Source organism: Pseudoxanthomonas suwonensis 11-1 (genome assembly GCF_000185965.1).
Taxonomy (GTDB): domain Bacteria; phylum Pseudomonadota; class Gammaproteobacteria; order Xanthomonadales; family Xanthomonadaceae; genus Pseudoxanthomonas; species Pseudoxanthomonas suwonensis_A.
Window position 1 is genome coordinate 1206647 of record NC_014924.1, and the last position, 18397, is coordinate 1225043.

The window sequence follows — 18397 nt, forward strand, 5'->3', positions numbered from 1 at the left end:
TGCCGCTGTGGCGGCCCCGCACGATGCAGGTCGCGTTTGCTAGCCGATGCGGACCCGCTCGTGCGATGCCGGAATGTTCATGAGCTCACGATACTTCGCCACCGTGCGCCGCGCCACCGGTACGCCGCCCTGCTTGAGCATGTCGGCCAGCTTGGCGTCAGAAAGCGGCTTGCGCGGGTTCTCGTCGTCGATCAGGCGGCGGATCATGGCCTGGATCGCGGTGCTGGACGCCTCGCCGCCACCGTCGGTGTCGATGCCCGAGGCGAAGAACGCCTTCAGCGGCAGGGTGCCGCGCGGGGTGCGCACGTACTTGCGGGCGATGGCGCGGGACACGGTGGATTCGTGCAGGCCCAGTTCGGCGGCGACCTCGCGCAGGGTCAGCGGGCGCAACGCCTGCCCGCCGAACTCCAGGAAAGCCGCCTGCTGGCGCAGCAGGCAGCGCACCACCTTCAGTAGGGTCTCGCCGCGTGCCTCCAGGCTCTTGAGCAACCAGCGCGCTTCCTGCAGCTGGGTGCGCAGGTAGCCGGCATCGCCGTCGCCACAGCGGCGGATCAGCTGTTCGTAACCGCGATGGATCGAGACCCTGGGCTGCGCCTGTTGCGACAGCGCCGCCTTCCATACCCCGCGCTGGCGCCAGATCACGCAGTCCGGCACCACGTAGGTGTCGTGTTCGACCTCGGCCAGCTGCTTGCCCGGACGCGGATCCAGCGAGCGCACCAGCTGCACGGCCTGCTCGACCTCGTCGACCGGCGCGCGCAGTTCCTGGACCAGCCCCTGGGTGCCGATCTTCGGCAGCCGCTCCATCGGCCCGGCGACGATGCGCAGGGCCAGGGCGCGGCCCGGGGTGCATTCGGGCAGCACTTGCAGCTGCAGGCGCAGGCATTCGCCGAGGTCGCGCGCACCGACGCCGGCGGGGTCGAAGCGCTGCACCTGGTGCAGCACGGTGAGGATTTCCTCCTCGCTGGCGCGGGTTTCCGGCAGCAGCGATTCGGCGATCGACGACAGCGGCTCGCGCAGGTAGCCGTCCTCGTCCAGCGCATCGATCAGCATCGCGCCGATGCGGCGGTCGCGCGCCGACAGCGGCGAGAGGTGCAGTTGCCACAGCAGGTGGTCGGCGAGCGTCTCGACCTCGGCCATGCGCTCGGCCGCGCCTTCGCCGTCCTCGTCGTAGCCCTGGCCCCCGGGGGACTGCCAGGCCACTTCCTCCGGCGCCCAGTCCTCGCCGCCGCCATCGTCGGGCGGTGCGGCCTCGCTGGTTTCCGGAGAGACGGTGTCGCTGCCAGAAGACGCGGGCGCCTGGAACTCGGCCTCGTCGGTCCATTCCAGCAGCGGATTGGTTTCGATCGCCTCGGCGACTTCGGCCTGCAGCTCCACGGTCGACATCTGCAACAGGCGGATGGCCTGGCGCAGCTGGGGCGTCATGACCAGGCTCTGTCCCAGCGATGTCTGCAGCCTTGCCTTCATGTCCCTGCCAGAAAGGAAGCCATGGGCTGCCGGGCCGGGGGGTCAGAGGCGGAATGTTTCCCCGAGATACACCCGGCGCACGTCCGGGTTGGCCAGCAGTGCGTCCGGCGCCCCCTGCGCCAGTACGCTTCCCTCGGCGAGGATATACGCACGGTCGCAGATTCCCAAGGTCTCGCGCACGTTGTGGTCGGTGATGAGCACGCCGATGCCGCGGTTCTTGAGGTGGGTGACGATGCGCTGGATCTCGCCGACCGAGATAGGGTCGACGCCGGCGAAGGGCTCGTCCAGCAGCATCAGCCGCGGCTTCGCGGCCAGGGCGCGGGCGATCTCGCAGCGGCGGCGCTCGCCGCCGGACAGGCTGGCACCGAGCTGGTCGGCGACGTGGCCGATCTGCAGTTCGTCCAGCAGCGAGGACAGCTCGGCCTCGAGCGCGTCCTCGTCCTCCAGGTCCTCGCGCAGTTCCAGCACCAGGCGGATGTTGTCGGCCACGGTGAGCTTGCGGAACACCGACGGCTCCTGCGGCAGGTATCCCACGCCGAGGCGGGCGCGGGTGTACATCGGCTCGGCGGTGATGTCGCGGCCGTCGAGCACGATGCGCCCGGCGTCGGCGGCGACCAGGCCGACGATCATGTAGAAGCAGGTGGTCTTGCCGGCGCCGTTGGGGCCGAGCAGGCCGACCACCTCGCCCGCGTCGAGGGTGAGGCCGAACTCGCGCACCACCTCGCGCTGCTTGTACTTCTTGCGCAGGCCTTCGGCGACGAGCATCAGCTGCCTTCCTTGTTCTGGGCGCGCGGCTGGATCACGGTGCGCACGCGGGTACCGTCGCCGCCGCTCTGCATCTGGCCGCTGGCCATGTTGTAGACCATGCGCTGGCCGCTGTTGCTGCCGCGCGGGGACTCGACCTGGTAGTTGCCGGTGAGGGTCAGCAGTTCCTTCTTCGGCTCGTAGACGATGCGGTCGGCGCGTGCGTTCATGGTGCTGCCGTCGTCCATGTCCTGCTGCATCGTGGCCTGCTTGCCGGTGAGGATCACCTGCTCGATCTGTTCGCCGCGCTGGATGATCTCGGCGCGCGCGGCGTTGATGCGCAGGCTGCCCTGCACGATCTCGACGTTGCCGGTGAACACGCACTGCATGTTGCCGCCCTGGCTGCATTCCGAGGCACCGGAGTCGATGGTCATCGGCTGGTTGCGGTCCGAGCTCTTGCCCAGGGCCGTGGCGGACGCGAGCAGGGCCAGCGCCGCGAGGGCGAGGGTGGCGGCCTGCGGCTTAAGGGCGCGCGGAAGGTTCATAGCGTGTCCTGACCTGGGAGAGGAGTCGGTACTGGCGGGTCTTGAGGTTGGCTTCCATGCCGGTCCCGGTCTGCGACAGCCCAGGGCGGGACAGGCTCACCGCCTTGTCGGTCCGCGCCAGGTCCTGGCCCGGCAGCAGTTCCAGCGAGTCGGTGCGGAATTTCGTCGGCGCGGGGCTGGCCGGGTCGCTGTCGCCGGAGACGCTGCCGTCCAGGCGCAGCAGCTCGCCATCCGGGCTGATCCAGCCGCGCTCGGCGGTCAGCTTCCACGGACCGGGCTCGGCCGGGGTGAGGAACACCGGCTCGGCCACGTCCATGCTCTCGTCGTCGCGGCGCTGCAGTTCCGGCGACTGCACGCGCACGGTCTCGCTGCCGTCCTTGCCCAGCACGACCAGCTCGAAATCGCGCAGCACGTAGTCGGAGCGCTCGCCGCCACCGGTCGCCACGGCATCGCGGCCGCGCATCTTCCACGCCGACCAGCCGGTGACCACCGCGGCCAGCAGCAGGACCACGCCGAGGAGCAGGCGCCAGTTCATGCGCGGCGCCCGTCGCGGGAGCCGTGCCCGGCGAGGATCGCCGGTACGTGGCCATGTGCGGCCAGCAGCACGTCGCAGACCTCGCGCACCGCGCCTTCGCCGGCGCGCGCGCGCGTGCGCCAGTGCACCTGCTCGGCGATCCACGGATGCGCGGTCGCCGGCGCCACCGACAGGCCGACCACCCGCAGGCAGTCCAGGTCCGGCAGGTCGTCGCCGACGAAGCAGGCCTGCCCGCGGTCGAGGCCATGGCGTTCGAGCAGGCCGTCCATGCAGGCCAGCTTGTCGAGCACGCCGATGTGGGTGTCCAGACCCAGGTCGGCACCGCGCTTCTGCGCGACCAGGCTGGGGCGGGCGGTGACCAGGGCGACGTGGAAGCCGAACTTGCGCAGCTGCACCAGGCCCTGGCCATCGAGCACGCTGAAGGACTTCATCTCGTTGCCGGCGGCATCGAAGTACAGGCGGCCGTCGGTAAGCGTGCCATCCACGTCCAGGCACACCAGGCGGACCTGGCGCGCGCGTTCGGCGATCTCGGGGGCGATGATGGACAGCGGGTCGTACGGCACGGTCGGTTCCGGGGACATGGGGCGGTTAAACCACGCGTGCTCGCAACAGGTCGTGAACATTCAGCGCGCCCACCGGGCGGCGCTCGCCATCGATCACGACCAGGCCATTGATGCGGTGCTGTTCCATCAGGTGCGCGGCCTCGGTGGCCATCTGGGTGGCGTCGATGGTGCGCGGATTGCGGGTCATCACCTCGGCGATGCCGGCCTGGCGCACGTCGATGCCGCGGTCCAGGGCGCGGCGCAGGTCGCCGTCGGTGAAGATGCCGGCGAGGGTGCCGTCGGCCGCCGCGATCGCGGTCATGCCCAGGCGCTTGCGGCTCATCTCCACCAGCGCCTCGGCGACGCTGGCTTCCTCGCCCACGCAGGGCAGCTCCTCGCCGCCGTGCATCACGTCGGTCACGTGCAGCAGCAGGCGCCGGCCAAGGCTGCCGGCCGGGTGCGAGCGGGCGAAGTCGTCGGCGGTGAAGCCGCGCGCCTCCAGCAGCGCCACCGCCAGCGCGTCGCCCATCGCCAACGAGGCGGTGGTCGAGGAGGTCGGTGCCAGGTGCAGCGGGCAGGCTTCGGCGGGGACGTTGACGTCCAGGTGGATGTCGGCCTCGCGCGCGAGGGTGGAATGCTCGCGGCCGGTCATGGCGATCACCTTGTTGCCCTGGCGGCGCAGGGCCGGCAGCAGCATCAGCACCTCGTCGGACTCGCCCGAGTAGGACAGGGCCAGGACGATGTCGGTATCGGTGATCATGCCCAGGTCGCCGTGGCCGGCCTCGCCCGGGTGGACGAAGAACGCCGGGGTACCGGTGGAGGCCAGGGTCGCCGCGATCTTGCGCGCCACGTGGCCGGACTTGCCCATGCCGGTGCACACCAGCCGGCCGGGCGAGGCCAGGATCAGGCTGCAGGCGCTGGCGAAGGCCTCGCCGATGCGTGCGCCGACGGCCTCGAGGGCCTGGGCTTCGACCTGGAACACGCGACGGCCGGCGGCGGCCAGCTGCACGGATTCGGTGTGGGGCACGGCGGCTGCGCTCATGTATCGGCCCGGGAAGGTCCCGGATTCGCTAGACTAGGGCGCTCATTCTAGGCCAAGCGCTCCATGGACGCCGACACCATTGCCCGCCTCATCGAACAGGGCCTGCCCGGGTCGAAAGCCCACGTTCAGGGCGACGATGGCGTGCACTTCGAGGCACTCGTGGTGTGCGAAGCCTTCCGCGGCAAGCTGCCGCTGGCCCGGCACCGGATGGTCTACGCGACCCTGGGCGACCTGATGGGCGGGGCGATCCATGCCCTGGCCCTGCGCACGGTCACCCCGGACGAAGCGGCCTGAGCGGCGTCGAACCTCCTCCGAATTCCCCGAAAGCCGGGTCCCCATGCAGAAGATCGTAGTCAGCGGCGGCGTGCCGCTCCGTGGCGAAGTCGCCATCTCCGGCGCCAAGAACGCCGTGCTCCCCATCCTGTGCGCGACCCTGCTGGCCGACGCGCCGGTGGAGATCGTCAACGTCCCCGACCTGCATGACGTGCGCACCACGCTCAAGCTGCTGGGCGAGCTCGGCGCGAGCGTGCGGTACGTCGACGGCGAGCTGGCGCGCAGCCTGGTGGTCGATCCGTGCACCGTTTCCCAGCACGTGGCGCCCTACGACCTGGTCAAGACCATGCGCGCCTCGATCCTGGTGCTGGGCCCGCTGCTGGCGCGCCACGGCGCGGCCGAAGTGGCCCTGCCCGGCGGCTGCGCGATCGGCTCGCGCCCGGTGGACCAGCACATCCGCGGCCTGCAGGCGCTGGGCGCCGAGATCAACGTCGAGAACGGCTACATCAAGGCCCGCGCCGGGCGCCTGAAGGGCGCGCGCTTCGTGTTCGACATGGTGACCGTCACCGGCACCGAGAACGTCATGGCCGCCGCCACCCTCGCCGAAGGCACCACGGTGCTCGAGAACGCGGCGATGGAGCCGGAGGTGGTCGACCTGGCCGACTGCCTCAACGCGCTGGGCGCGCGGATCGAGGGCGCGGGCACCTCGCGCATCACCATCCACGGCGTCGAGCGCCTCGGCGGCGGCCGCCATGTGGTCCTGCCGGACCGCATCGAGACCGGCACCTTCCTGGTGGCCGCGGCGATGACCGGCGGCCGCGTGACCACGCTCAACGCGCGTCCGGACACCCTGGAAGCAGTGCTGGACAAGCTCAGGGAAGCTGGCGCCACGGTCACCACCACCGCCGACAGCATCACCGTGGACATGGAAGGCCGGCGTCCGCGCGCGGTCGGCCTGACCACCGCGCCGTACCCGGCGTTCCCGACCGACATGCAGGCGCAGTTCATGGCGCTCAACTGCGTGGCCGAGGGCGTGGGCGTGATCAGCGAGACGATCTTCGAAAACCGCTTCATGCACGTCAACGAGCTGCTGCGCCTGGGCGCGGACATCCAGATCGACGGCCATACCGCGGTGGTGCGTGGCGTGCAGCGCCTCAGCGGTGCGCCGGTGATGGCGACCGACCTGCGCGCCTCGGCCTCGCTGATCCTCGCCGGCCTGGTGGCCGAGGGCGAGACCACGATCGACCGCATCTACCACCTGGATCGCGGCTACGAGAACATCGAGGCCAAGCTCGGCGCGCTGGGCGCCAGCATCCGCCGCATCGACGACCGCGCGGGAGCCGCCTGATGCTGCTGCGCGGACGCATGAGCCCGCGGCGCAAGGTCCTGCTGGGCCTGCTGGCCGCCGTTTTCGTGCTGGTCGGCGTGGCCGGCTGGCTGGGCATGGCCGCCACCCGCGGCATGGCTACCAGCGAGATGGACTGGAACGGCGACGGCCGCGTCGACCGCAGCGAGATCCTGCAGTCGTTCTACGCGGTGACCGCGAAGCGCTCGACCGAAGGCAACCGCGAATGCACCACCTACCGCTGGTTCCGCAGCGGCGAGGTGATCCGGGTCGAGTGCCAGACGGTGTTCAAGGACGGGGAATGACCCCGTCCGCCGGGGCGCCGCTCAGCGCAGCGCCTTGAGGGTCAGGTCGATCGTGTCCTGGCCGTTCTCGCGCTGGAGGATGCGTGCCGGTACCGGCATGTCCGGCACGATCCAGGCGATGGTTTCCTTCTTGTCGTCGCGGCGCACGACCTTGGTCGCCTGGTGCGGCTTGCCGCCGACGGTGACCTGCTCCTTGCCGGCGACCTCGTAACGCATCGGCTTGACCCGGCCCTCGTCGACCATCCGGTAGGACAGGGGCTTGCCCTCGGCCAGGTCGCGGGCCACCGCGAGGTTGATCAGCAGCGCATCCATGTCGCCGGCCTGCAGCTTCACCGGGCCGCGTCGCTCCGGCTTGATGTCGCCGCTCCAGCTGGCCTGCGCGTTGGCCCAGTCGTAGCGCGCCTGCACCGACTTGCGCTTGATCAGGGCCACCGAGCTGTCGCTGCTGGCGAGCGGGCGCAGCTTGCCCTGGTGCACGTCGAAGATGGTGTTCTGGCTCAGGTCCGCGACCTGGTTGCGGATGCGCAGGCTGTACTTCCAGCGGTCGCCGCCTTCGCGCGCCAGGGTCATGGTGCCGTTGGCCGACATGCCCATGTAGCTGGCGGTGTAGTCCGCGGTGAACGGCTCCAGCGCCAGCGCGGGCAGCGCGGTGCCAAGCAGGCCCAGCAGCAGCGGGAGACGGGTGAGGGTGCGGGTCCGGTTCATGTCAGGCTCCGTGGTACTCGATCAGGCGCAGGTCGACTTCGTCCTCGCCGTCTTCGCGTTGCAGGATGCGGATCGGGGTGGGCACCCCGTCGGCGACCCAGACCAGGGTCTGGTCGCCATCGTCGTCGCGGCGCTCAACGCGCAGCGCCTCGTAGCTCATGTCGCCCACGGCCAGGGTCTCCGGCAGCTGGGCCACATGATAGACGTGGGCGCGCACGCGGCCGCCGTCGACGAAGCGGTAGTCCATGCGCGCGCCAGGCTGGGCGTCGCGCATGACCGCCAGGTTGATCAGCAGGGCGCTCATGTCGCCGGGCTGCAGCGCGACTGGGCGGCGGCGCTCCTTGCTGAGGTCGCCCTCCCAGCGCGCCTGCATGTTCTTCCAGTCGTAGATCCCGGCGACTTCCTTGCCGAACAGGATGGCGCGGCGCTCGGTGTCCTGGCTCAACGGCCGGTAGTGGCCGTCGTGCTCGTCGAACAGGGTGCGCTGGTGGATGTTGAGCCGGGCCAGGCTGGCCACCCCGCGCTCGGCACGCAGGTCCAGTTCGATCCGCCAGCGCGACGTTTCCTCGCGCGCCAGGCGCATGGTCGCGCTGCCGGCGGGGCGACCGCGGTAGTACGCCTGGTAGGTGGCGACGAACGGCTCGAGCACGCGCGGCGCCGCAGGCAGGGCTTCGGCGGCCGGCGCGGATCCGGCGGAAGCAGGATCCTCCTGCGCACGAGCCGGCTGCGCCGCGAAGGCGCAAGTGGTCAGGAGCAGGAAGGAAAACAGGATGGGGCGCATGCGGCTCGGGCAGTGGAGGGATACAGGAGCATGCCCGCGCGCCGGTGTCAGGCGCGTGATTCCGGCTGCAGGTTTCCGGCGGAATCTAGTCGCAGCGGTCTAAACAGGCACTGACCATCCAGCCATACCTGCGCATCCCGTTCAGCCAGGCGCCCGGACGCCGCCAGTGCCAGTACCGCCGCCACCAGGCGGTGTTCATGCGGGAGCAGGCGTTCGGCCAGGGTTTCCGGGGTGTCGCCGGGCAGTACCGGGATCCGCACCTGGGCGACTACCGCGCCGGCGTCCAGTTCCGGCACCACGAAATGCACGCTGGCGCCGTGCTCGGCGTCGCCGGCCTCAAGCGCCCGCGCATGGGTTTGCAGGCCCTTGTACAGCGGCAGCAGGGACGGGTGGACGTTGAGCAGGCGGCCGTCGAAGCGGCGCACGAAGGCCTCGCCGAGGATGCGCATGTAACCGGCGCAGAACACCCAGTCGGGATTGCTGGCAGCCACCGCGTCGGCCAGGTCGGCATCGAACGCGGCGCGGTCGGGATAGGCACGGGGCTTGCGGCTCCAGCGCAGCGCGGGCGCGACCTTCTGCAGTGCCGGCGCGTCCGGGCGGTCGGAGAACACCCCGGCCACTTCGGCATCCAGGCGTCCGTCGGCGATGGCGTCGAGCACCGCCTGCAGGTTGCTGCCGCGGCCGGAGACGAGCACGGCGATGCGCGCGCTCATGCGCAGGCTCCCGTGCCCGGGAAGATGGTCATGGCCGGTGCCATCAGCCCTCCCCGAACAGGGCCCTGACCCGGGGGCGGGTCAGGACCACGAGGGTGGACACACCCAGCACCGTGCCGAGCGGCACCAGCAGGCAGGAGAGCGCGGCGGCCACCATGCAGAACATGTGCTTGCGGCGCCGGGACAGGCAGTAGCCGGCCACGGCGATGAGCCCGGTCATACCCAGGCCCATGGCGATGATCAGCGCCAGGACCACCAAGAACATGGCGCCGGACAGGTCCGGATCGGGCCACATGCCCGCGTCGCGCATCCCGGCCACCATGTGGGCCGCCGGCACCAGCGTCGACAGTGCGACCACTGCGGCGACCACGTAGTGGGCGATCACCAGCGCCTTGAGGTACCTCAGTTCGTCGGCCGTCGGTTCCATCGCGGCAGGGACACTGTCCACGCAGGCCTCAGCCGATGCGCACGCGCTCGCCGTCGCCGGAGGCGGACACCACCTGGCCGATCGCGCGGTGGGCCAGGCCCAGCGCGTCGAGGCTGGCGGAAACCGCGGCGACCGCTTCCTGCGGCAGCACCAGCACGAAGCCGACGCCACAGTTGAAGGTGCGCCACATCTCCTCGTTGGCCACCGCGCCCTCGCGCTGCAGCCACTCGAACACCGGCGGCAGGACGATGGCCGAGGCCTCGATGTCCAGGCCCAGGCCCTCGGGGATGACGCGGATGATGTTCTCGGTCAGGCCGCCACCGGTGATGTGGGCCATGGCGTGGATCGCCTCGCCGTGCTCGCGCAGCAGCGACAGCACCGGCTTCACGTACAGCCGGGTGGGGGCCATCAGCGCGTCGGCCAGGGCCACGCCGCCGACCTGCAGGTCGGCCGGGCGGCCGGCGCGGTCGTAGATGCGGCGGACCAGCGAATAGCCGTTGGAGTGCGGGCCGGAGGAGGCGATGCCCAGCAGCACGTCGCCGGCGCGGACCTTGGAGCCGTCCAGCAGCTGCGACTTCTCCACCGCGCCGACGGCGAAGCCCCCCAGGTCGTACTCGCCCGGCGGGTACATGTCGGGCATCTCGGCGGTCTCGCCGCCGATCAGGGCGCAGCCGGACTCCTCGCAGCCGCGGGCGATGCCGCCGACCACGGCGACCGTGGTGTCCACGTCCAGCTTGCCGGTGGCGAAATAGTCGAGGAAGAACAGCGGCTCGGCGCCCTGGACCAGGATGTCGTTGACGCACATGGCGACCAGGTCGATGCCGATGGTGTCGTGGCGGCCCAGCTGCTGGGCCAGCTTGAGCTTGGTGCCCACGCCGTCGGTGCCGGAGACCAGGACCGGCTCGCGGTACTTGCCGGACAGGTCGAACAGGGCGCCGAACCCGCCCAGCCCGCCCATCACCTCGGGGCGGAAGCTGCGCCGCACCAGCGGCTTGATCCGCTCGACGACCTCGTTGCCGGCGTCGATGTCCACGCCCGCGTCGCGGTAGGTCAGGGGAGTGGGCGTAGGGGTCTGGCTCACGTCGGTGCCTGCGGCTGCGGGAAAGGCCGCGATTCTACCAGCCGCGCCCGCGCCGGGGACGGGCCGGGGACGCACCGGGAATGCACCGGGAATGCAAGGGGGGGGCGGCCTTCGCGCGGCGTCGATTGGCGCGGGGGTGCGGTTCGGGCAACAATTCGCCGGTATTCCCCGTCCTCCGAGGATTTCCCATGCCCGTCCGCCGCGGCCCGACCCTGTTCCTGGCGCTGCTGCTGTGCCTGCCACTCATGCCGGCGCTGGCCCAGGACGGTCTGCGCACGGAAGGCGAGGTGGCCAGCGCCCAGGGCCTCTACGCGGCCGAGGTGCCGGTCAACAGCCAGGTCGATTCCGCGCGCCAGGCCGGTTATGCCCGCGCCCTGGCCCAGGTCCTGGCCAAGCTCTCCGGCGACGCCGGGGTGGCCAGCCGCCCGGGCGTGGCCCAGGAACTCCGCAACGCCGACGCCTACGTCGACGGCTACGACTACCGCCAGGACCAGAGCACCTCGCCCGGCGGCGCCCCGACCTTCCGCACCATGCTGGTGGTCCGCTTCCAGCCGGAGGCGGTCGACGCCCTGGTCTCGGCCCTGGGCCTGCCGGTGTGGGCGCAGCCGCGGCCCAAGCCGGTGGTGTGGCTGGCGATCGACGACGGCAGTGGCCCGCGCCTGCTCGGCACCGGCCAGGTCAACGCCGCGCGCCCGCTGCTGGACCGCGCGACCGAGCGCGGCTACCGCCTGGGCCTGCCCACCGGTGCCGCCGCCGAGCAGGCGGTGGTCGGTGCCATCTGGCGCGGCGACACCGCCGCGGTGGCGCGCGCCTCCGCCCGCTACAGCCCGCCGATGCAGCTGATCGGCAAGATGTACCGCAGCGGCGGCGGCTGGGCCACGGACTGGACCTTCGTCGACGGCGGCCGGGTGCTGGCCACCCGCACGGTCAGTGAATCCGACCCGCGGCGCGCGCTGTCCAGCGGCGCCGACGTGGCCGCCGACGCGCTGATCCAGCGCTACGCCAAGGTTCCGGTCTCCGAGCCGGCCGGCACCTACCGGGTGGCGGTCACTGGCCTGTCCGGCGCCGAGGACTACCTGCAGGTCTCGGCCCTGCTGCAGCGCCTGGCCGTGGTGCGCCGGATCGTGCCGGTGCGCGCGAACGCCGACCGCGTCGAGTTCGACCTGGAACTGCTGACCGGCCTGTCCGGCCTGGACCGCATGCTCGGCCAGCACGCGCCGATCGTGCCGGTCGAGGGCGTGCCCGGGGAGTACCGCATCCGATGAGCCAGGACGTCGGCGCGCAGGCCGAGATCGCGCGGTTCCTGCAGCAGCTCAAATGGATCGTGCTGGCCCTGGTGGCCCTGTGGATGGTCGGGCTGCTGGCGCCGATCCTGACGCCATTCGTGCTCGGCGCGCTGCTGGGCTGGATGGGCGACCCGCTGGTGGACCGCCTCGAACGCGCCGGGCGCTCGCGCAATGTCGCCGTGACCCTGGTGTTCGGCCTGATGACCCTGCTGCTGGTCCTGGCCCTGCTGATCCTGGTGCCGATGCTGGAGCGCCAGGTGCGCACCCTGGTCGAGACCCTGCCGGAGTACCGCGAGTGGTTCGTGGATACCGCGGTGCCGTGGCTGGAGGCGCGTACCGGGCTGGAGCTGAGCGTCTGGCTGGACCCGGAGCGGGCGGTCAACTGGGTGCGCGAGCACTGGCAGCAGGCCGGCGGCGTGGCGACCAGCGTTGCCGGCTACATCTCGCGTTCGGGCTTCGCAATGGTGGCCTGGGTGGTGAACCTGGTGCTGCTGCCGATCCTGACCTTCTACTTCCTGCGCGACTGGGACCTGCTGGTGGAGCGGGTCGCGGCGCTGGTCCCGCGCGACCACCTCGACACCGTCACCCGCCTGGCGCGCGAGTCCAACGACGTGCTCGGCGCGTTCCTGCGCGGCCAGTTCGTGGTGATGATCGCGCTCGGCGCGATCTACGCGATCGGCCTGCAGCTGTCCGGGCTCAAGCTGGGCCTGCTGATCGGCCTGATCGCCGGCCTGATCAGCTTCATCCCGTACCTGGGCGCGACCACCGGCATCGTGCTGGCGGTGGTGGCGGCGCTGGTCCAGGCGCAGGGCTTCGATACCCGCCTGCTGGTGCTGGTGGGCGTGGTGTTCACCGTCGGCCAGCTGCTGGAGAGCTACGTGCTGACCCCGCGCATCGTCGGCGACAAGATCGGCCTGCATCCGGTGGCGGTGATCTTCGCGGTGATGGCAGGTGGCCAGCTGTTCGGCTTCCTCGGCATGCTGATCGCGCTGCCGGCGGCTGCGGTGATCAACGTGCTGCTGCGCTACGCGGCCGAGCGTTACCGCCAGAGCGGCCTGTACATGGGCGCGCAGCCCACGCCCGCGATCGTGCTGGAGCCGTTCGCGGCCGAACGCGCCACGACCGTAGAGGCCACGCCGCAGCCGCCGCTGCACAAGGGTCCCGAAGCGTGAGTGTTCCCCCCAACGCCGGCGGCACGCCGCAGTTGCCGCTGGCCCTGCGCTATCCGCCCGAGCAGCGCCTGGAAAGCTACATCGGCGCGCCGGAGGGAGCGCTGGGACAGCTGCGCGGGCTGGCGCTCAATCCCGGCGTGGACTGGATCTACCTGGAAGGCCCGGCCGGTTCCGGCAAGACCCACCTCGGCCTGGGCGTGTGTGCGGAGGCCGATGGCGCCGGCCGCCGCGCCGCGTACCTGCCGCTACGTGCGGCGCGTGGCCGCCTGCGCGAGGCGCTGGAGGCGCAGGAGGCCGACGTGGTCGCGCTGGACGGGCTGGAGGCCATCGCCGGCGACCGCGACGACGAGGTCGCGCTGTTCGACTTCCACAACCGCATGCGCGCCGCTGGCGCCAGCGTCCTGTACCTGGCCACCGCCGCACCGCAGGCGCTGCCGCTGGTGCTGCCGGACCTGCGCTCGCGCCTGGGCCAGTGCACCCGCATCGCCCTGCATCCGCTGGACGACGAGGGCCGGCGCGCGGTGCTGCGCGACCGTGCACGCCGCCGTGGCCTGGTGCTGGAGGAGGCGGCGATCGACTGGCTGCTGACCCGCACCGGCCGCGACATGGGCCGCCTGCTGGGCCTGCTCGAGCGCATCGACCGCGCCTCGCTGGCCGCGCAACGTCGGGTCACGGTGCCGTTCCTGCGCGGGCTGCTCGACGCCGGCTGACGCGCCACATCGCGTCGATACGCGATCCCCGTGCAGCCCGCCACGGACTGGAGATGGACCGGTGATGCTACCGCCTCAGTCGCAGGCTTCGGCGCGGGTATCCCACACCACCGGCTCCCAGTAGGCCTTGTCGCGGATGCTGCCCGCATCGAGGCGGTCGCGCAGCACGCGCGCGCCGATGGCCAGGCTGCTGCCGGCTGGTACCTCCACGGTGAAGCTGCGGTACGCACGCTGCTGCTCGAGTTTCTTCATCTTCGCGATCTGGGCGACGGCGGCGCCGGGCAGGCGGTCCGGATCGATGCGCTCGGCCACGGTCAGCACGTGTTCCCCCGGCTCCAGGCGGTAGCGGGGCTGCCCGCCCAGCGGCGTGCTGCGCCCGTCGATGCGGGTGATCTCGACCGGGTAGATGTCCTGGCTGTTGGGCACCGATCCACGCTGGTCGGTCACGTAGCCGCACGAGTCGGCGGCTGTCGCGTTGCCGGCGATGGCAGCGCCGGCCAGGGCCAGGCAGGCGGCAAGCAGGCGGGTCGGGACCGGAGGACGTGGCATGGACATGACGGCGGCTCCGTGGGAATGCCCATCGGTATACGCCGCACTGCACGCGTCCGCCAACGGGTGGCGCGACCTGCGTTCAGTCGCGGGTCGGACCGCCGCGGCTCAGGTGCCCGGCCCGGCGAGCTGCGCGTCGAGCTCCGCCAGGCGCTGCGGCGTGCCCACGTCGGTCCAGCGGCCGCGGTGGTGTTCGCCGGTGATCCGGCCCGCGGCCATGGCCCGGCGCAGCAACGGCGCCAGCCTGAAGCGGGCCGGGGTGCCGGGATCGCCGTCCACGGTCGCGCGCCAGTCTTCCAGGAGCGTGGGCCGATAGACGCCGAGGCCGGAGAAGGTCAGCTTCGCCGGGCCTTCGCCGTGTACGCTGCCATCGTCGGCCAGCATGAAATCGCCGCCCGGGTTGTGGGCGGGATTGTCGACCAGCACCAGGTGCGCATCGCCGCGTGGTTCGCTCGGCAGCCGGGCGAAATCGTAGTCGGCCCAGATGTCGCCGTTGACCGCGATGAACGGGCCATCGCCGAGCAGGGGCAGGGCATGCAACATGCCGCCGCCGGTCTCCAGCGGTTCGGCGCCCTCGTAGCTGTAGTGCAGGCGCAGGCCCCAGCGGCTGCCGTCGCCCAGCACCTCGGGGAAGCGGTTGGCCAGCCAGGAGGTGTTGACCACCACCTCGCGCACGCCCAAGGTCGCCAGCTTCTCCAGGTGCCAGGCCAGCAGCGGCTTGCCGCCGGCGACCAGCAGCGGCTTGGGCGTGTGCAGGGTCAGCGGGCGCATGCGCTCGCCGAGGCCGGCGGCGAAGACCAGGGCCTTCATGCGGCCACCTTCGCCATTGCCGGGCGGATGCGCGCATCGAGCAGGCGCCGTAGCGGCTCCAGCTGCGGATGGCGCGGCAGCACTTCGTCCAGGTAGGCGATGAAGCGTGGCGCGTCGACCAGGTACTTCGTCTTGCCGTCGCGATGGTGCAGGCGGGCGAAGATGCCCAGGATCTTCAGGTGCCGCTGCACGCCCAGCCAGTCGGCATCGCGCCGGAAAACCGGCAGCGGCGGCACCGGCAACCCGGCCGCGGTGGCGCGTTCGTGGTAGCGCGCCAGCCAGCCATCCACGCGCTCGAGCGGCCAGGACAGGAAGGCATCCTTGAACAGGCTCACCACGTCGTAGGCGATCGGCCCGGCGACGCAGTCCTGGAAATCCAGCACCGCCGGTCCGGGTTCGACCGGCATCAGGTTGCGCGGCATGAAGTCGCGGTGCACCAGCACGCGCGCCTGGCCCAGGGCGTTGTCCATCAGCCGGCGCTGCACCAGCTGCAGCTCCTCGGCCTCGCCGCAGTCCAGTCCGATGCCCAGGTGGGTGCGCAGGAACCATTCCTCGAACAGGCCGGCGTCGCGCTGCAGCAGGGCTTCGCCGAACACCGCCATCGACGGCGGTGGGGCGATGGCCTGCAGCTTCAGCAGCTGGCCGACGGCGGCGTCGAACCAGGCGTCGGCGTTGTCGTCGTCGATGACCTGGGCCAGGGTCGGTCCGCCCAGGTCCTCCAGCAGCAGGAAGCCCTGTTCGACCTCGCGCGCCAGCACCTGCGGCACGCGCACGCCGCCTGCCTCCAGCAGGTCGCGCACGGCCAGCCACGGACGCACGTCCTCCAGCCCCGGCGGCGAATCCATCACGATCCGCGACGGACCGGCGCCATGGCTGCGCCAGTAGCTGCGGAAGCCCGCATCCATCGAGGCGCGCTCGAGCGTGGCGGCGTCATCGTCCAGGGCGGCGCGGGCCCAGGCCAGGCGCTGGAAGTCGCGGTCGGAAGCGGTCTGCGGGTTCATGCGTCGGTGTCTGCCGGGGTCGGCACAGGGTAATAGAGGGTAATAGGGGCACGCGTCCGCGGCGAGGCGGCGGACGCCCAAAAGCGAAGCGCCGGGGATTGCCCGGCGCTTCGTGTCATGCAGGTAGCCTTGGGATCAGCAGCAGCCGTGGCCGCCGTGCTGCTCGCCGCCGGCCACCGCGCCGACGCCGGTGGTCTCGCCGCGCAGGCTGGCGCGGTAGTGCTCGGCGATCACGTGCGACACGCACTGGGTGACGCGCTTGCCCATCGGGATGTGCAGGAACTCGTTCGGGCCATGGGCGTTGGAGTGCGGGCCCAGCACGCCGGTGATCATGAACTGCGCACCGGGGAACTTCTCGCCCAGCATGCCCATGAACGGGATCGAGCCGCCTTCGCCCATGTACATGGCCGGCTTGCCGAACGCGGCCTGCGACGCACCCTCGATCGCCTCGGTCAGCCACGGCGACTGCGCCGGGGCGTTCCAGCCCGAGGAGGCCTTTTCCAGCTCCAGCTCGACGTGGGCGCCGTTCGGCGGATCCTTCAGCAGGACCTCCTTGAGCAGCTCGCCGGCCTTCGCGCCGTCCAGGGTCGGGGGCAGGCGCAGCGACAGCTTCACCGCGGTATGCGGGCGCAGCACGTTGCCGGCCGAAGACAGCGGCGGCATGCCGTCGACGCCGGTGACCGACAGCGCCGGGCGCCAGGTGCGGTTGAGCACCAGCTCTGCCGGATCGTCGGACATGGCGCTCATGCCCTTGAGGAACGGGAACTTGCTGAAGACCTCGTCGCGCAGGGTCTCGGCGACCTTGCGCGCCTGCTCGACGCGCTCGGCCGGAACCTCGACGTACAGGCCATCGACCTTGATCCTGCCGGTGTCCTCGTCCTCCAGCCGCGACAGCAGCTGGCGCAGCAGGCGGAAGCTCGACGGCACCACGCCCGACGCGTCGCCGGAGTGCACGCCTTCGCTGAGCACCTTGACCGTCAGGTTGCCGCCGGCCAGGCCGCGCAGCGAGGTGGTGCACCACAGCTGCTCGTAGTTGCCGCAGCCCGAATCCAGGCACACCACCAGCGAGGGCTTGCCGATGCGTGCGGCCAGGTGGTCGACGTAGGCCGGCAGGTCGTAGCTGCCGGATTCCTCGCAGGCCTCGATCAGCAGCACGCAGCGGGCGTGCGGGATGTTCTGCTCGCGCAGGGCCAGGACCGCCGCCAGCGAGCCGAAGATCGCGTAGCCGTCGTCGGCGCCGCCGCGGCCGTACAGCTTGTCGCCACGCAGCACCGGCTTCCACGGGCCCAGGTCCGGATCCCAGCCGGTCATCTCCGGCTGCTTGTCCAGGTGGCCGTACAGCAGCACGGTGTCATCGCCCGACTCCGGGCCGGTCGCCGGCACTTCCACGTAGATCAGCGGGGTGCGGCCTTCCAGCTCCAGCACCTCGACCTGCAGCCCGGGGATGGCCTGGGCGCGGGCCCAGGTCTCCATCAGCTTCACCGCTGCATCCATGTGGCCGTTGGCCTTCCAGTCCTTGTCGAACATCGGGGACTTGTTGGGGATGCGGATGTATTCGACCAGCTGGGGGACGATTTCGTCGTCCCACTTGGCGCCGATGAAGCTCGCGGCGGCAGCGGGATCGAGGCGTGCGATGTCCATGGAAACTCCGGGAAATTGGATGTGGCCATTCTACGCCCCGGCGCCGTGCGGGGATTTCCTACAGATGAATGCAGCGTTTCCCGGCACGAGATTCGGCAAGCCGGCGATGGCGGCGGCGTGGCCGGGCCGACAGACTCTGGCTACCGGGAACAGCCGGCAGGAAGCCGGCCCCCGGGGCCCCATCCAGACCGCTACAGGGAGTGTCGCCATGAAGCTGTTCCACCTTTCGCGCCCGCTGCTGCTCTCGCTGCTGCTGGCGCTGGGCGCGGTGTTCGCCGCCTCCGCCGCAGACAAGGTCAACATCAACACCGCCGATGCCGCGCAGCTGGAGGCCGGCCTGGTCGGCATCGGCCCGGCCAAGGCCGAGGCCATCGTCGCCCACCGCAAGGCCAACGGCCCGTTCAAGAGCGCCGACGAGCTGGCCCTGGTCAAGGGCATCGGCCTGAAGACCATCGAGCGCAACCGCGACCTGATCACGGTGGGCACGACCGCCGCCGCCAAGCCGCCGGCGGGCGCCAAGGCCCCCGCGGCCGGAAACACCGCGGCCAAGACGCCGGCACCTGCGACCCCGGTTGCACGCCGCTGAGCCCGCCGCCCACCGGACGCGGGTTCCGTAACCCCCCGGTCGTACGCAGGGACGCGTCGACCGGAAACTGCACGCCAGGCAAGGCGTCAGTGCAGTCCACCGCCCGGTGCGCACATGGATGTGTGGCCGGGCGGATCCTT

General features: G+C 71.3%; 22 protein-coding genes. 7 read left to right on the top strand and 15 right to left on the bottom strand.

The window, feature by feature from the left end; translation table 11 throughout:
- Positions 1 to 39: 39 nt before the first annotated feature.
- The 6 genes from PSESU_RS05335 to PSESU_RS05360 are packed head-to-tail and all read right to left on the bottom strand — an operon-like array spanning position 40 to position 4872.
- Complete coding sequence (locus PSESU_RS05335) at positions 40 to 1464, bottom strand: RNA polymerase factor sigma-54 (protein ID WP_013534745.1); 1425 nt, start codon at positions 1462 to 1464, stop codon at positions 40 to 42.
- Positions 1465 to 1506: 42 nt separating this feature from the next.
- A complete protein-coding gene (gene lptB, locus PSESU_RS05340; protein ID WP_013534746.1) occupies positions 1507 to 2229 on the bottom strand; it encodes an LPS export ABC transporter ATP-binding protein in 723 nt (240 codons plus the stop codon).
- Complete coding sequence (gene lptA, locus PSESU_RS05345) at positions 2229 to 2753, bottom strand: lipopolysaccharide transport periplasmic protein LptA (protein ID WP_013534747.1); 525 nt, start codon at positions 2751 to 2753, stop codon at positions 2229 to 2231. The genes lptB and lptA overlap by 1 nt, the downstream gene beginning before the upstream one ends.
- Complete coding sequence (gene lptC / locus PSESU_RS05350) at positions 2731 to 3288, bottom strand: LPS export ABC transporter periplasmic protein LptC (RefSeq protein ID WP_013534748.1); 558 nt, start codon at positions 3286 to 3288, stop codon at positions 2731 to 2733. Before lptC ends, lptA begins: the two co-directional genes overlap by 23 nt.
- Positions 3285 to 3851 (bottom strand): KdsC family phosphatase, encoded by a 567-nt coding sequence (locus PSESU_RS05355; RefSeq protein WP_049782417.1) that lies wholly within the window; start codon positions 3849 to 3851, stop codon positions 3285 to 3287. Before PSESU_RS05355 ends, lptC begins: the two co-directional genes overlap by 4 nt.
- 25 nt (positions 3852 to 3876) lie before the next feature.
- Positions 3877 to 4872 (bottom strand): KpsF/GutQ family sugar-phosphate isomerase, encoded by a 996-nt coding sequence (locus PSESU_RS05360; protein ID WP_013534750.1) that lies wholly within the window; start codon positions 4870 to 4872, stop codon positions 3877 to 3879.
- A gap of 63 nt (positions 4873 to 4935) precedes the next feature.
- Here PSESU_RS05360 and PSESU_RS05365 point away from each other — a divergent pair, with 63 nt between their 5' ends.
- Genes PSESU_RS05365 through PSESU_RS05375 form a run of 3 tightly spaced genes read left to right on the top strand, consistent with a single transcriptional unit; the run spans position 4936 to position 6795 of the window.
- Positions 4936 to 5166, top strand: a complete 231-nt coding sequence (locus PSESU_RS05365) for a BolA family protein (protein WP_013534751.1) — start codon at positions 4936 to 4938, stop codon at positions 5164 to 5166.
- A gap of 43 nt (positions 5167 to 5209) precedes the next feature.
- A complete protein-coding gene (murA, locus tag PSESU_RS05370) occupies positions 5210 to 6493 on the top strand; it encodes a UDP-N-acetylglucosamine 1-carboxyvinyltransferase (protein WP_013534752.1) in 1284 nt (427 codons plus the stop codon).
- Entirely contained in the window at positions 6493 to 6795 is a 303-nt protein-coding gene (locus PSESU_RS05375) for a membrane protein (RefSeq protein ID WP_013534753.1), read from the top strand. The genes murA and PSESU_RS05375 overlap by 1 nt, the downstream gene beginning before the upstream one ends.
- A gap of 21 nt (positions 6796 to 6816) precedes the next feature.
- Here the strand turns inward: PSESU_RS05375 and PSESU_RS05380 are convergent, their stop codons facing one another.
- The 5 genes from PSESU_RS05380 to purM are packed head-to-tail and all read right to left on the bottom strand — an operon-like array spanning position 6817 to position 10502.
- Positions 6817 to 7500, bottom strand: coding sequence for a DUF3108 domain-containing protein (locus PSESU_RS05380; protein ID WP_013534754.1), 684 nt, complete (start codon positions 7498 to 7500; stop codon positions 6817 to 6819).
- A 1-nt stretch (position 7501) separates the two neighbouring features.
- Positions 7502 to 8281: a DUF3108 domain-containing protein gene (locus tag PSESU_RS05385; RefSeq protein ID WP_013534755.1), complete on the bottom strand. Its 780-nt coding sequence runs from the start codon at positions 8279 to 8281 to the stop codon at positions 7502 to 7504.
- Positions 8282 to 8328: 47 nt separating this feature from the next.
- Positions 8329 to 8994: a phosphoribosylglycinamide formyltransferase gene (gene purN / locus PSESU_RS05390; RefSeq protein WP_013534756.1), complete on the bottom strand. Its 666-nt coding sequence runs from the start codon at positions 8992 to 8994 to the stop codon at positions 8329 to 8331.
- Between the two features lie 43 nt (positions 8995 to 9037).
- On the bottom strand, positions 9038 to 9442 hold the full coding sequence (locus tag PSESU_RS05395; RefSeq protein WP_013534757.1) for a hypothetical protein: 405 nt from the start codon (positions 9440 to 9442) through the stop codon (positions 9038 to 9040).
- 7 nt (positions 9443 to 9449) lie between these two features.
- A complete protein-coding gene (gene purM / locus PSESU_RS05400) occupies positions 9450 to 10502 on the bottom strand; it encodes a phosphoribosylformylglycinamidine cyclo-ligase (RefSeq protein WP_013534758.1) in 1053 nt (350 codons plus the stop codon).
- 188 nt (positions 10503 to 10690) lie between these two features.
- Between purM and PSESU_RS05405 the strand changes: the two genes are divergently transcribed.
- Genes PSESU_RS05405 through hda form a run of 3 tightly spaced genes read left to right on the top strand, consistent with a single transcriptional unit; the run spans position 10691 to position 13670 of the window.
- On the top strand, positions 10691 to 11767 hold the full coding sequence (locus tag PSESU_RS05405) for a DUF2066 domain-containing protein (RefSeq protein ID WP_013534759.1): 1077 nt from the start codon (positions 10691 to 10693) through the stop codon (positions 11765 to 11767).
- Positions 11764 to 12960 carry an AI-2E family transporter gene (locus PSESU_RS05410; protein ID WP_013534760.1) on the top strand — a complete coding sequence of 399 codons (1197 nt, stop codon included), beginning with the start codon at positions 11764 to 11766 and terminating at the stop codon, positions 12958 to 12960. The genes PSESU_RS05405 and PSESU_RS05410 overlap by 4 nt, the downstream gene beginning before the upstream one ends.
- Positions 12957 to 13670, top strand: a complete 714-nt coding sequence (gene hda, locus PSESU_RS05415; protein WP_013534761.1) for a DnaA regulatory inactivator Hda — start codon at positions 12957 to 12959, stop codon at positions 13668 to 13670. Before PSESU_RS05410 ends, hda begins: the two co-directional genes overlap by 4 nt.
- A gap of 75 nt (positions 13671 to 13745) precedes the next feature.
- Here the strand turns inward: hda and PSESU_RS05420 are convergent, their stop codons facing one another.
- From PSESU_RS05420 to PSESU_RS05435, 4 genes are all read right to left on the bottom strand, one after another.
- On the bottom strand, positions 13746 to 14225 hold the full coding sequence (locus PSESU_RS05420) for a hypothetical protein (protein WP_013534762.1): 480 nt from the start codon (positions 14223 to 14225) through the stop codon (positions 13746 to 13748).
- A 102-nt stretch (positions 14226 to 14327) separates the two neighbouring features.
- Positions 14328 to 15029 (bottom strand): N-acetylmuramate alpha-1-phosphate uridylyltransferase MurU, encoded by a 702-nt coding sequence (gene murU, locus PSESU_RS05425; RefSeq protein ID WP_013534763.1) that lies wholly within the window; start codon positions 15027 to 15029, stop codon positions 14328 to 14330.
- A complete protein-coding gene (locus PSESU_RS05430) occupies positions 15026 to 16030 on the bottom strand; it encodes an aminoglycoside phosphotransferase family protein (protein ID WP_013534764.1) in 1005 nt (334 codons plus the stop codon). Before PSESU_RS05430 ends, murU begins: the two co-directional genes overlap by 4 nt.
- 135 nt (positions 16031 to 16165) lie before the next feature.
- Positions 16166 to 17671: a M20 family metallopeptidase gene (locus PSESU_RS05435; protein WP_013534765.1), complete on the bottom strand. Its 1506-nt coding sequence runs from the start codon at positions 17669 to 17671 to the stop codon at positions 16166 to 16168.
- Positions 17672 to 17879: 208 nt separating this feature from the next.
- Between PSESU_RS05435 and PSESU_RS05440 the strand changes: the two genes are divergently transcribed.
- Positions 17880 to 18257, top strand: a complete 378-nt coding sequence (locus tag PSESU_RS05440; RefSeq protein ID WP_013534766.1) for a ComEA family DNA-binding protein — start codon at positions 17880 to 17882, stop codon at positions 18255 to 18257.
- The last annotated feature ends 140 nt before the right edge of the window (positions 18258 to 18397 follow it).

Bases quoted from the DNA above. Each gene is read 5' to 3' on its own strand.
- PSESU_RS05380 (WP_013534754.1), bottom strand. From the start codon at position 7,500: ATGAACCGGACCCGCACCCTCACCCGTCTCCCGCTGCTGCTGGGCCTG.
- PSESU_RS05410 (WP_013534760.1), top strand. From the start codon at position 11,764: ATGAGCCAGGACGTCGGCGCGCAGGCCGAGATCGCGCGGTTCCTGCAG.
- lptC (WP_013534748.1), bottom strand. From the start codon at position 3,288: ATGAACTGGCGCCTGCTCCTCGGCGTGGTCCTGCTGCTGGCCGCGGTG.
- purN (WP_013534756.1), bottom strand. From the start codon at position 8,994: ATGAGCGCGCGCATCGCCGTGCTCGTCTCCGGCCGCGGCAGCAACCTG.
- PSESU_RS05440 (WP_013534766.1), top strand. From the start codon at position 17,880: ATGAAGCTGTTCCACCTTTCGCGCCCGCTGCTGCTCTCGCTGCTGCTG.
- PSESU_RS05430 (WP_013534764.1), bottom strand. From the start codon at position 16,030: ATGAACCCGCAGACCGCTTCCGACCGCGACTTCCAGCGCCTGGCCTGG.
- PSESU_RS05405 (WP_013534759.1), top strand. From the start codon at position 10,691: ATGCCCGTCCGCCGCGGCCCGACCCTGTTCCTGGCGCTGCTGCTGTGC.
- PSESU_RS05385 (WP_013534755.1), bottom strand. From the start codon at position 8,281: ATGCGCCCCATCCTGTTTTCCTTCCTGCTCCTGACCACTTGCGCCTTC.
- lptA (WP_013534747.1), bottom strand. From the start codon at position 2,753: ATGAACCTTCCGCGCGCCCTTAAGCCGCAGGCCGCCACCCTCGCCCTC.
- PSESU_RS05435 (WP_013534765.1), bottom strand. From the start codon at position 17,671: ATGGACATCGCACGCCTCGATCCCGCTGCCGCCGCGAGCTTCATCGGC.
- lptB (WP_013534746.1), bottom strand. From the start codon at position 2,229: ATGCTCGTCGCCGAAGGCCTGCGCAAGAAGTACAAGCAGCGCGAGGTG.
- PSESU_RS05360 (WP_013534750.1), bottom strand. From the start codon at position 4,872: ATGAGCGCAGCCGCCGTGCCCCACACCGAATCCGTGCAGCTGGCCGCC.
- PSESU_RS05335 (WP_013534745.1), bottom strand. From the start codon at position 1,464: ATGAAGGCAAGGCTGCAGACATCGCTGGGACAGAGCCTGGTCATGACG.
- murA (WP_013534752.1), top strand. From the start codon at position 5,210: ATGCAGAAGATCGTAGTCAGCGGCGGCGTGCCGCTCCGTGGCGAAGTC.
- PSESU_RS05420 (WP_013534762.1), bottom strand. From the start codon at position 14,225: ATGTCCATGCCACGTCCTCCGGTCCCGACCCGCCTGCTTGCCGCCTGC.
- PSESU_RS05375 (WP_013534753.1), top strand. From the start codon at position 6,493: ATGCTGCTGCGCGGACGCATGAGCCCGCGGCGCAAGGTCCTGCTGGGC.
- PSESU_RS05365 (WP_013534751.1), top strand. From the start codon at position 4,936: ATGGACGCCGACACCATTGCCCGCCTCATCGAACAGGGCCTGCCCGGG.
- murU (WP_013534763.1), bottom strand. From the start codon at position 15,029: ATGAAGGCCCTGGTCTTCGCCGCCGGCCTCGGCGAGCGCATGCGCCCG.